This is a genomic window from Desulfovibrio sp. SGI.169 (assembly GCF_050313595.1).
Taxonomy (GTDB): Bacteria; Desulfobacterota; Desulfovibrionia; order Desulfovibrionales; family Desulfovibrionaceae; genus Desulfovibrio.
Window position 1 is genome coordinate 17530 of the sequence record NZ_JBNPLS010000028.1, and the last position, 9918, is coordinate 27447.

The window sequence follows — 9918 nt, forward strand, 5'->3', positions numbered from 1 at the left end:
CCGCGCCCGGACACGCCCCCGCGCCGGAGCGTTTTGGCGAAATCTAACGCCCCTCTAACGGCCTTCCCGCGCGTCTCGTTCACGCCTTTCCCATCCGCCTTCCTTCCCCCGTCGGGCCCCGAAAAGACAGCGCTGGCCCCGTCCAGCCTTTTTTGCGCCTCCGGCCCTGCTACAAGCAGGGCATGGCAACGATGAACCTTCCCGCATACCCCTCGGCCCCGCATCCCTGCGGGGCACTGGCGGCGTACCTGACGCCGCTCCCGCCCCAGGGCGCCGGCGCGGACGGCGTCCCCCCCGCCGCTCCCGCCGGGCGCATCCAGCTCTTCCCGGCCGGCCACTTCACCGCGCGAGATGGCCGGCCGGGATGCCTCAAGGGCGTGAGCGCCACCAGTTTCCGGCTTGGCCCTGCGGACATGGTGGCGCTCATCGCCCGCTGGAAGGCCCGCGCCACGCCGCTGGTGGTGGATTACGAGCACCAGACGCACAACAGCGCCTACAACGGCCAGCCCGCGCCCGCCGCGGGCTGGATAACCGATCTTGAGGCCACCGGCGCGGGCCTCTATGCCGCCGTGGAATGGACGGCCAAAGCCCGCGAGCATATCCGCGCGGGCGAATACCGCTACATCTCGCCCACATTCTCCTTTGACCGCAAGACCGGGGCCGTGCTGGAGCTGCACAGCGCCGCCCTGACCAATAACCCGGCGCTCGACGGCATGGACGCCGCCCGCGCGAAAACCGCCACACATGAGGATACGATCATGGACAAGCTGCTCGCCGCCCTGCGCGTCTGCCTGGGCCTGCCGGACCTGAACGACCCGGAGTAGGCCGCCGAAGCCCTGGCAAAACATCTGCCGCAGGCCAACCTTGTGGCCCTGCTCAAGGAGCGGGATGACGCCCTGACCTCGGCGCAGGCCGAACTGGCGCAGGCCAGGGCCGCCGCGCCGGACCCGGCCCAGTATGTGAGCATGGGCACCTTCCAGGCCGTCCAGCGGGAGGCGGCCGCGCTGCGGGCGACAGTCGCCAGGCTGGAGGCGGAAAAGGCCGCCGCCGGCATGGCCGGGGAGATAGAGGCCGCCCTGAAGGACGGCCGCCTCGCCGCCGCTGCCGAGCCGTGGGCGCGGGACATGGCCCGGACCAACCCGGAGGCCCTGCGGGCGTTCCTTGCGGCCACGCCGCCCGTGGCCGCCCTGAACGGGACGCAAAGCGGCAACAGGCCCCCGGCGGACAACGACGCGGGAACGCTTGAGGCGGAAGAGGCGTTCGTGTGCGCCCAGCTCGGCATGACCGCCGAGGAATACATCAAGGCCAAGACCACGGAGGAGAAGTAAATGGCTATCGTCACCAATGCGCTCATCACCGCTCTGCGCCCCGGCTTCAGCGCCGCCTTCGAGCGCGGCAAGACCAGGGCGCCCAGCCAGTGGAAGCTGATCGCCAGCGAAATGAGCAGTTCCAACAAGTCCACCACCTACGGCTGGCTGGGGCAGTTCCCCAAGCTGGCCGAATGGGTGGGCCAGCGTTCGGTCAAGAGCATGGCCGAACATGGCTACAGCATCACCAACAAGCTCTACGAGGGCACGGTGGGCGTGGCCCGCACGGACATCGAGGATGACAATCTGGGCATCTACACGCCCCTGTTCGAGGAGATGGGCTACGCCACGGCCACGCACCCGGACGAACTGGTCTTTGGTCTGCTGGGCAAGGGCATCTCCACCCTCTGCTATGACGGGCAGAATTTCTTCGATACGGATCACCCGGTCTATCCCAATGTGGACGGCACGGGCACGGCGGTCACGGTGGGCAATCTCGTCGACGCGGCCACCAAGCTGGAGGAACAGACGCCCTGGTACCTGCTGGACGTGTCGCGCCCGCTCAAGCCGCTCATTTTCCAGGAGCGCACCAAGCCCGAAATGACCGCCCAGACGGACGCGCGCACGGACAACGTGTTCATGTCGGATCAATACCGCTACGGCGTGCGCTACCGCTGCAATACGGGCTTTGGCTTCTGGCAGCAGGCCGTCTGCGTGCGCGACGCCCTGAACCAGACCAATTTCCTGAAGGCGCGTACCCTGCTCCAGTCCTTCACGGCCGACGGCGGCCGCCCCCTGGGCCTGGGCCGTGGCGGCAAGGCCGGCACGCTGCTGGTGGTGCCCGCCAGCCTTGAGGCCGACGCCATCAAGCTGGTCGATCTCCAGCTCATCAACGGCGGCGAGTCCAACCCCTGTTACAACATGGCCACCATCGTCAACTGCGCGTGGCTGTAGAAAAAGGAGGCGCCATGCTCGTCCGTGTGAAGGCCAGAGCACCGCTGGCGCGGCGCTGCCGTTGCGGCTACTGCTTTACCGCCGAGGGGCAGGAGCTTGAGGTCAGCAAGCGGGAGCTGGCGGCCCTCAAGGCCGATCCCCTGCTCGTGGTGACGGAATGCGAAGCCCCGCAGCCTTCGGGCGCGCCCGGAGAACCCGACACCCAGGACGGCGCGCCCGAAGGTGACCCCAATGCCTGATAGCCTGCCGCCCGTGGCCGTCATCCCGCAGTCCCCGCCCTACGGCAGCGTGGCGACACTGCTGGAGCGGTTTGGCGAGGCCGAACTGCTCCAGCTTGCGCCGGGGCCGGAAGGGGAGGGCGCGGAGCCAGTACTGGACGAAGCGCTCCTGCTTTCGACCCTGCGCCGCGCCAGCCGCGAGGCGGACAGCTACCTCGCCACGCGCTACGCCGTGCCGCTCACGCCCGCCGTGGATGCCGCCGGGGCGCCTCTCTGGCCGGAGCCGTTGACGAGCTTTGTGGCCGACATGGCCCACTACCACCTGTGCGGCGGCAATGCCCGCGATGACGAGGGCATCACGCGCCGCTACCAGGAGGCGCTGGACTGGCTCAAGGCCGTCGCCAAAGGGCAGGCGGATCTCCCGCCCCCGCCGGACTCCGGCGCGGGCGATGCCGGCGGCGGCGAGGATGCCCTGGGCGGCGTGGCTTTTGTCCAGTGCGGCCGCCGCCGCAATGACTGGAGATAGCGCGAAGCGGAGCGCGGCAAGAGCCGCGCCTCTTGCAAGCGAGGGCGAGTCCCGCACAGGAGAGATGTGCGGGCGAGCCGGAGGAGTGTATATGTTCGGCCAGATCGCGGCGCTGGAAAGCGCCATCCTCAACGCCCTCAAGGACGGCAAACAGCCCTGGCTGCGCTTTGTGGGCAGCTACGGCGGCGAGCTGGCGGGCGACTGGGAGGCCGTGATCCGCGCCGTGCCCGCCTACTGGCTGGCCTTTTCCGGCATGACCGCCCCCAGGCCCCTCAACACGGCGCAGACGCGCCTTGAGGCCCGGCTCCAGTTCTCGCTGCTGGCCGCAAGCCGCAGCGTGGCCTCCGAGGCGGCCTCCCGCACGGGCGGCAGCCGGCAGCCCGGCACCTACCAGATGCTGGCCCATGCCGCGCGGCTCCTGTGCATGCGCGATTTTGGCCTGGACGGCGTGGACTTTCTGCGCCCCGGCCGCATCCGCACCCTGTTCTCGGCGCAGGTCCAGGGCAAGGCTCTCTCCGTGCTGGCGCAGGACTGGCAGGCGCGCATGGTCTGTGTCCTGCGCGAGCCGGGCCAGCGCCCCCTGGGGCCGGACGGCGCAGACCTCCCGGCGGGCTACCTGCCGCCCGGCGCCGCGCCGCTGCCGGACATGGCGGCCCTGGACCTGCGCTACTGGCTCAAGCCCCCGCAAGACCCGGAGCGCGACGACCCGTTGCTCGTGGATACCGTCCGCTTCGGCAGTCTCAACATTTTCCAGGAGTGACCCCATGACCAAGACCATGTTCGTCATCGCCGCCGAGGGCCTTTCCGTGCCCCGCCATGACGGCAGGGGCCGGATAACCGCCCACCGGGCCGTGGAAGTGCCGGACAACGCCTATTACCGCCGCCGCATGGCCGACGGCGATCTTATCCGGGCCGAGCCGGCCCGCAGCCCCCAGGACCCGCAGGAGTAAGCCATGGCCAGCGCCAATATCAGCTTCGACCAGATCCCGGCCAGCATCCGCAAGCCGGGCAAGTATTTCGAGTTCAACACCCGCCTTGCTGTGCGCACGCTGGCCACCAACGCCCAGCGCATGCTCATCATCGCCCAGAAGGCGGCGGAAAGCGACGCCCCGCTTGCGCCGGTGCAGGTCTATGACGACGTGACCGCCGGGCAGCTCTTCGGCGCGGGCTCCCAGTGCCGGCGCATGGTGCGCGCGGCCATCAGGGCATACCCGTATGTCGACCTCTCCGTGCTGCCCGTGCCCCCGGCAACGGCGGGCATCGCGGCCCAGGGGCGCCTCACGCTGTCCGGCGAGGCCACGGGCGCGGGCGTGCTCACCGTCACCATTGCGGATGCGCAGGTGAGCGTGGCGGCAGCCTACAAGGACAGCGCGGCAACGTGCCTCACGGCCCTGGCCGCCGCCATCAACGCCGAGCCGGAGCTGCCCGTGACGGCGGAAATGCGGGAGCCGGACGAGTCCGCTCCCGGCGCCGCCGTGGTCATGCTGACCGCCAAAGACAAGGGTACCCTGGGCAACTCCCTGGCCCTGTCGCTCAAAAGCACCATCCCCGGCATGACGGCCACGGCGGCGGGCATGAGCGGCGGCCAGCAGGACCCGGACATCGGCGACGCCCTGGCCGCCGTCTTCGGCGCGGACTACACGCTCTATTGCGTGCCCTGGGCCGCCGAGACCCAGCTTGCCGCCCTGCGCGACCACCTGAACGCCATCAGCGGCCCGCTGGAGCAGCGCCGCGCAACGGCATGGCTGGCCACCACCGGCACGCTGGCAAAAGCCACCACCCTCGCCGGGGCGCTCAACAGCGGCCGCATCAGCCTTGCCTGCCTGCCGGGCAGCCCCACGCCGCCGGAGTGCGTGAGCGCCGCCTACTGCGCCGTGGCCGCCAGCGAGGAGGACCCGGCCCGGCCGCTCAATACCCTGGCCCTCACCGGCGTGAGCGTGCCGCCGGACGTGGCGCGCCTGTCGCGCACCGAGCAGGAGGTGGCCCTGAAAAGCGGCGTCACCCCACTTGAGGTGGGGCCGGGCAACGTGGTGCAGATCGTCCGCGCCATCAGCACCTACACCCTCAACGCGGCGGGCGTGGCCGACGTGTCCCTGCTGGACATGACCACCATCCGCACCCTGGACTATGTGGCCAAGGCCGTGCGCGAGCGCATCGAGCTGCGCTTCCCGCGCGAAAAGCTCTCCACGCGCACGCCGCCCAAGGTGCGCAGCGAGATCCTGGACGTGCTGCGCCAGCTTGAGGCGCTGGAAATAGTGGAGGAAGTGGCGGCCAACGCCGACGGCGTCATCTGCGAACGCGACATGCAGGACGCCAACCGCCTCAACGCCCGCATCCCCTCGGATGTGGTCAACGGCCTGCACGTCTTCGCGGCCGTCATTGACTTGCTGCTGTAGCCCGGAGGAGGAAAAGCGCCTAAAGCCCCGCTCTGCGGGGCTCTCCCCTTGCCCTGTGATGGAGTTTGCGCCATAGTTGGCACTAGCTTCTATAAAATCACAGAAGTGGGGGGAATATATGCCGAGTGAAAATGTCAGTTGGCGTGAAGAACTTTCTATAAATATCAAGGGCGGCACAGCGGACGAGCATGAAATCCCTGTTGATGTCCTGATGGAATCACTTGCGGGGCTTCAGCAAGGGGACGAATGTCTCCGTAAAAATCAAAGGTGGCTTCATTGAAGGCTCTTTTGAATTTCAGGCCGTGCTTGACTTCTTTGCGCCCATGGCGCCAGTTCTCCCACAATTAGCCATCACGATAATCAACATGTTTGAATACAAGAAATTTACCGGATGGAAGCGTCCTGCGGAAACTCTCCCTCAGGGCGATGGGCAAACATCCATCGTTAAAAATAACAGTGGAGATACTCTTGTTGTTCAAAACAGTGTTATTTTGGTCGCTGATTCATCCCAAGCCGATTCAGGCATGAGCAAACTCCTCTCTTCATTACGAAATGGTGCGAAGAAGGTGGCGATTGGCGATGGCAACCCACAGACCCAGCCGGTCGTTGTAACCGAGGAAAATCAGGCCCAGATTTTTGCGGCGGAGGAGACGACCCCCAGCTTTACTGACAATCCCTGTGTAGTGGAAATCCTGACGGCGCAGATGGATGGGCGTCCTACGGGATGGCGGTTTTATGATGTTGAAGATGGAACTGAATTTTCGGCGGGCGTCGCGGACCATCAGTTTTTGAGTGACGTCAATGAAGGGCGTTATGCCATATTGCGCCATAAGCATGCCCACGCGGTAATCAGGACTGAAAAGCAGAAAATGAATTTCCGCAACCGGACAACAAGGACTATTTTGGCATTGACTCCAATGAGCGATACGGAAGAACGGTTGCAGTTTTCATAGTTTCTCAGCACAGGCAGAAAGCCCCGCCTCGCGGGGCTTTCTTTAAAATGCGCGAACGCCAGAGTTTGGCAAGTGATTTTTATTACGCAATGATTAAACTGAGCACTCCCAAAAAAAGGCTGATTACTCCCAAAGCAAGGCCGAAGCATCCAACTCTCAATCCTATATGCCCAAGACGAAGAGATAGTTGTGTTGCAACATCAGGGTGGGCATCAGAAAGCTCTTCCATAAATAAATATCTGCTTATGCTTCCTGTAGGTTCTATTATTCTTGCCATAATTTTCATAACGCCATCAAATTTATCTTTTCTTATTCCGAGTGTTGCTCTGTAATGCTCAGATAATAGCAGCACATTACCTTTAGTATTATTTACTTTAATAAGAATGTTATCAGGTATTGTTTTATCTATTTCTCTAATTTGGACATAGCAAATCTTAGTTTTATTATCATGAAGTTCTCTTTCAATTCCAAATACCTGCCCACTTTCTCTTTTTCTTCCATCTCGAACCCATACGCAGGATGAGGCTACATATTCTCGTGGACATCTATATATAGTGTATTCTTCAAATCTAATATTATTCTCCTTTATAATACTTCTTTTAATGTGTTGAAGTATCCTCTTTTCGATGCATCTAATACCAATCATCTCTCTTTCCTTCTGTGGAATTTGAAAAATACATTTTATATATAACTAAATATAACTTATTTGTATTTAGAGCTTTTTTAACTCTTCCGGGTGAAGAAAAGGACAATCGGCATAACCTCTGGAGACAGCCTCGGCTTGAAACAAATCCCCCAATGAACTTGGATGCCCAGTATACTTATCTGGACAAAAATTCAAGGATTTACAGGGGAGTAGGTAGCGTTCTGGCGCAACCTCAACTTCCGGCGTCGTCTTTTCATCTGGCCTTTGGATGCTTATCTGGATAACCATATTTGTATTCCTGCCACCTGGATAATAACTATAGATTCTTTGACAATGTGCACGCCAGTCATTGCAACTGAGGGCATCAAGATAGCATCGCATCCATGAAAGAGAATAAAGGCCATCGATTTTTTTGCCATTTACAAAATAATATACTGACTTCCATCCATATGTCATATCGCTTATGGCAAAGAGATACCTCATTGACGATGATGCTGGTTTGAAACAGGCAGCAGTATATCCGTTTTCTTCATAGAAGAAATCGGCCCTCTGGCAATACTGGCGAACCAGTGGCCATGATTTTGATTTTGGCTTTATGAAGAGCGCAATTACATGAAAATCTTGTGACAGAACAAGATTGACGCAGGGTTGGGGATAATTTTCTTCCATAAGTGGAGAGTAGCAATTCTTCACCTTGATGCCAACCACCCCGCAAATTTTTCTTGACCGTAAAGCTGTAAAACCGTATTGAGATTTTCAAGGAGACACCATGGCAGAAGATAAAAAGCTGACCATCCAAATCAAGGAGGAGGAGCACCGAAAGCTCAAAACCCTTGCTGCCTCACGCGGCCAAACCATCAAGGAGGTGATTTTAACGGCCTTGGACAAGGTGTTTCCGAACTGGCGTTCCGATAAATGAACAGCGCCGCCGAGAGGGCCTAATCTCTCGACAGCGCCTGACCCTGACACTACATCGGAGGTAGTGAAATGGCTGATACAACAGTATCTCAACTCACGCCTATTGTCAAAGAAAACAACGGTATCCGCTTCCATTCGCTAGGTTCGGCCCCGGCAGTCCTTTCCACAGAAGTCGCCCGGCATTTTCAAAAGCGCCATTCCCACATTCTTCGGGATATTGAGCGATTGCGTTCTATCCTCCCGAAATCATTTCGTGAGCCCAATTTTGGGCTGACGTTGAATGACGTTCCGGGGCCGAATGGTTCCATACGTCAGGAACGCGCCTACCTCCTCACGCGCGACGCCCTCTCGCTCCTCGTCATGGGCATGACCGGCAAGGCGGCCGTTATGTCAAGTGCCAACGGGAGCGCAAATTTTTCTTGACACCTAAAAAACTTTTTCGTTATTCCTCCCAAAAAGGAGGGGGGCTTGGTTCGGAACGAAAAGGTTTATGAAAAAACCATGAACCTGAAAGTATCGGACGAGGAACACCGCGCAATCAAACTTCTGGCGACAGAGGCCGGGATGACCATCAAGCAGTTTGTGCTTGCCGCTCTGGACAGGGCGCATCCCAACTGGCGGGAACGAGGAAAAACCAAATAAACAGCCCGGAATGGTGCGGCAACACCAGACCGGGCCTAACCGAAAACTCCCTGTAGAGGAGGGAATCATGGCTGATACAACAGTATCTCAACTCACGCCTATTGTCAAAGAAAACAACAGCATCCGCTTTCATTCGCTGGGTTCGGCACCGGCAGTCCTTTCCACAGAAGTCGCCCGGCATTTCCAAAAGCGCCATTCCCACATTCTCCGGGATATTGAGCGTTTGTGCTCTATCCTCCCGAAATCATTTCGTGAGCCCAATTTTGGGCTGACGTTGAATGACGTTCCGGGGCCGAATGGTTCCATACGTCAGGAACGCGCCTTCCTCCTCACCCGCGACGCCCTGTCCCTCCTGGTCATGGGCATGACCGGCAAGGCGGCCATCCTCTGGAAGCTGCGCTACATCGAGGCGTTCAACGCCCTGGAGGCCGCCGCGCTGGAAAATCGCGCCGAACTCGCGCGCGAGGCGGGGCTTTTTCATGCGCGAAACTCAGTTTGAAAATTTCGCTTGACATCTTTGGGTTACTTGTAACACAAAAAGCCCAAGGAGGTGCAATGGAAAACGATAAGGAGTCACGAGTCTCCTTCCGGGTGACAGAAGATGAGCACCATCGGCTAAAGGTGCTCGCGGCAAAGGAGCGGAAAACACTCAAGGCTCTCTTTTTTGAGGCGCTTGAAAAAATGTTTCCCGACTGGAAAAAAGATAAATAAACAGCCGTGCCAGGGTGCGGACACACCCAAGCACGGCCTAACCAAAAGCTCTGAAACGGAGGGCTTTATGGCTGTTAAAACAGTATCTCAAAACACGTCCATTGTCAAAGAAAACAACGGTATCCGCTTTCATTCGCTAGGCTCGACCCCGGCAGTCCTTTCCATAGAAGTCGCCCGGCATTTCCAGAAACGGCACACCAATATCCTCCGCGATATTGATCGCCTGCGCTCTATCCTGCCGAAATCATTTACTGCGCTCAATTTTGAGCCGAGTAATTATCAGGATAGCACGGGCCGCTCTGTCCGCGCTTACCTCCTCACGCGCGACGCCCTCTCGCTCCTCGTCATGGGCATGACCGGCAAGGCGGCCGTCATGTTGAGTGCCAACGGGAGCGCAAAAAATCCTTGACTCAAGTTGTAAGCATGTGCTTATCTAAGCCCCTAGGAGGTCAGCGTGGCAGCCCAACAAACGACCATCACTATTCGCGTAGACAAGGAGGAGCACAAAAGGGCCAAGGTCGTTGCGGCTCTTGAGGGGAAAACCCTCAAGCAGATTTTTCTGGAAGCCATCAATCGGCTGGCAGAAAAACAGAAACGCGGCTGACAAAGTAAAACGGCGCGCCTCAAGACTGGTACTCTTGAAACGC

Annotated in this window: 16 protein-coding genes and 1 pseudogene; 14 read left to right on the top strand and 3 right to left on the bottom strand. The window is 59.9% G+C overall.

The window, feature by feature from the left end; genetic code table 11:
* The first annotated feature begins 191 nt into the window (after positions 1-191).
* The 8 genes and pseudogenes from ACQRA4_RS11615 (at position 192) to ACQRA4_RS11650 (ending at position 6354) form a co-directional block, all read left to right on the top strand.
* A pseudogene (locus tag ACQRA4_RS11615) lies at positions 192-1328 on the top strand (phage protease).
* Entirely contained in the window at positions 1329-2261 is a 933-nt protein-coding gene (locus ACQRA4_RS11620) for a Mu-like prophage major head subunit gpT family protein (RefSeq protein ID WP_427823241.1), read from the top strand.
* Between the two features lie 14 nt (positions 2262-2275).
* Positions 2276-2500 (top strand): hypothetical protein, encoded by a 225-nt coding sequence (locus tag ACQRA4_RS11625; RefSeq protein ID WP_427823242.1) that lies wholly within the window; start codon positions 2276-2278, stop codon positions 2498-2500.
* Positions 2493-3005: a DUF1320 domain-containing protein gene (locus ACQRA4_RS11630; RefSeq protein ID WP_427823243.1), complete on the top strand. Its 513-nt coding sequence runs from the start codon at positions 2493-2495 to the stop codon at positions 3003-3005. The genes ACQRA4_RS11625 and ACQRA4_RS11630 overlap by 8 nt, the downstream gene beginning before the upstream one ends.
* A gap of 91 nt (positions 3006-3096) precedes the next feature.
* Entirely contained in the window at positions 3097-3765 is a 669-nt protein-coding gene (locus tag ACQRA4_RS11635) for a phage protein Gp37 (protein ID WP_427823244.1), read from the top strand.
* Between the two features lie 4 nt (positions 3766-3769).
* Positions 3770-3955, top strand: a complete 186-nt coding sequence (locus tag ACQRA4_RS11640) for a DUF2635 domain-containing protein (protein WP_427823245.1) — start codon at positions 3770-3772, stop codon at positions 3953-3955.
* Between the two features lie 3 nt (positions 3956-3958).
* Entirely contained in the window at positions 3959-5401 is a 1443-nt protein-coding gene (locus ACQRA4_RS11645; RefSeq protein ID WP_427823246.1) for a phage tail sheath subtilisin-like domain-containing protein, read from the top strand.
* A 221-nt stretch (positions 5402-5622) separates the two neighbouring features.
* Complete coding sequence (locus tag ACQRA4_RS11650) at positions 5623-6354, top strand: hypothetical protein (protein ID WP_427823247.1); 732 nt, start codon at positions 5623-5625, stop codon at positions 6352-6354.
* Between the two features lie 82 nt (positions 6355-6436).
* On the opposite strand, the gene ACQRA4_RS11655 is transcribed toward ACQRA4_RS11650, so the two are convergent.
* Positions 6437-7000, bottom strand: coding sequence for a hypothetical protein (locus tag ACQRA4_RS11655; protein WP_427823248.1), 564 nt, complete (start codon positions 6998-7000; stop codon positions 6437-6439).
* A gap of 66 nt (positions 7001-7066) precedes the next feature.
* Complete coding sequence (locus ACQRA4_RS11660; protein ID WP_427823249.1) at positions 7067-7708, bottom strand: hypothetical protein; 642 nt, start codon at positions 7706-7708, stop codon at positions 7067-7069.
* Positions 7709-7769: 61 nt separating this feature from the next.
* On the opposite strand from ACQRA4_RS11660, the gene ACQRA4_RS11665 reads away from it, so the two are divergent.
* The 6 genes from ACQRA4_RS11665 to ACQRA4_RS11690 all read left to right on the top strand — a co-directional run bounded on the left by ACQRA4_RS11665 (position 7770) and on the right by ACQRA4_RS11690 (position 9680).
* Positions 7770-7919 carry a hypothetical protein gene (locus ACQRA4_RS11665; RefSeq protein ID WP_427823250.1) on the top strand — a complete coding sequence of 50 codons (150 nt, stop codon included), beginning with the start codon at positions 7770-7772 and terminating at the stop codon, positions 7917-7919.
* 68 nt (positions 7920-7987) lie between these two features.
* Positions 7988-8341: a Rha family transcriptional regulator gene (locus tag ACQRA4_RS11670; protein WP_427823251.1), complete on the top strand. Its 354-nt coding sequence runs from the start codon at positions 7988-7990 to the stop codon at positions 8339-8341.
* Between the two features lie 45 nt (positions 8342-8386).
* A complete protein-coding gene (locus ACQRA4_RS11675; protein WP_427823252.1) occupies positions 8387-8560 on the top strand; it encodes a toxin-antitoxin system HicB family antitoxin in 174 nt (57 codons plus the stop codon).
* A gap of 67 nt (positions 8561-8627) precedes the next feature.
* A complete protein-coding gene (locus ACQRA4_RS11680; RefSeq protein WP_427823253.1) occupies positions 8628-9059 on the top strand; it encodes a Rha family transcriptional regulator in 432 nt (143 codons plus the stop codon).
* Positions 9060-9115: 56 nt separating this feature from the next.
* A complete protein-coding gene (locus tag ACQRA4_RS11685; protein WP_427823254.1) occupies positions 9116-9271 on the top strand; it encodes a hypothetical protein in 156 nt (51 codons plus the stop codon).
* A gap of 67 nt (positions 9272-9338) precedes the next feature.
* Entirely contained in the window at positions 9339-9680 is a 342-nt protein-coding gene (locus ACQRA4_RS11690; RefSeq protein ID WP_427823255.1) for a Rha family transcriptional regulator, read from the top strand.
* A 24-nt stretch (positions 9681-9704) separates the two neighbouring features.
* On the opposite strand, the gene ACQRA4_RS11695 is transcribed toward ACQRA4_RS11690, so the two are convergent.
* Positions 9705-9918, bottom strand: a 214-nt coding sequence (locus ACQRA4_RS11695) for a hypothetical protein (RefSeq protein WP_427823256.1), incomplete at its 5' end; no start/stop codon positions are given.

Excerpts from the sequence above, each read along its gene's own strand:
- ACQRA4_RS11620 (WP_427823241.1), top strand. The coding sequence starts at position 1,329 with ATGGCTATCGTCACCAATGCGCTCATCACCGCTCTGCGCCCCGGCTTC.
- ACQRA4_RS11625 (WP_427823242.1), top strand. The coding sequence starts at position 2,276 with ATGCTCGTCCGTGTGAAGGCCAGAGCACCGCTGGCGCGGCGCTGCCGT.
- ACQRA4_RS11630 (WP_427823243.1), top strand. The coding sequence starts at position 2,493 with ATGCCTGATAGCCTGCCGCCCGTGGCCGTCATCCCGCAGTCCCCGCCC.
- ACQRA4_RS11635 (WP_427823244.1), top strand. The coding sequence starts at position 3,097 with ATGTTCGGCCAGATCGCGGCGCTGGAAAGCGCCATCCTCAACGCCCTC.
- ACQRA4_RS11640 (WP_427823245.1), top strand. The coding sequence starts at position 3,770 with ATGACCAAGACCATGTTCGTCATCGCCGCCGAGGGCCTTTCCGTGCCC.
- ACQRA4_RS11645 (WP_427823246.1), top strand. The coding sequence starts at position 3,959 with ATGGCCAGCGCCAATATCAGCTTCGACCAGATCCCGGCCAGCATCCGC.
- ACQRA4_RS11655 (WP_427823248.1), bottom strand. The coding sequence starts at position 7,000 with ATGATTGGTATTAGATGCATCGAAAAGAGGATACTTCAACACATTAAA.
- ACQRA4_RS11665 (WP_427823250.1), top strand. The coding sequence starts at position 7,770 with ATGGCAGAAGATAAAAAGCTGACCATCCAAATCAAGGAGGAGGAGCAC.
- ACQRA4_RS11670 (WP_427823251.1), top strand. The coding sequence starts at position 7,988 with ATGGCTGATACAACAGTATCTCAACTCACGCCTATTGTCAAAGAAAAC.
- ACQRA4_RS11680 (WP_427823253.1), top strand. The coding sequence starts at position 8,628 with ATGGCTGATACAACAGTATCTCAACTCACGCCTATTGTCAAAGAAAAC.
- ACQRA4_RS11685 (WP_427823254.1), top strand. The coding sequence starts at position 9,116 with ATGGAAAACGATAAGGAGTCACGAGTCTCCTTCCGGGTGACAGAAGAT.
- ACQRA4_RS11690 (WP_427823255.1), top strand. The coding sequence starts at position 9,339 with ATGGCTGTTAAAACAGTATCTCAAAACACGTCCATTGTCAAAGAAAAC.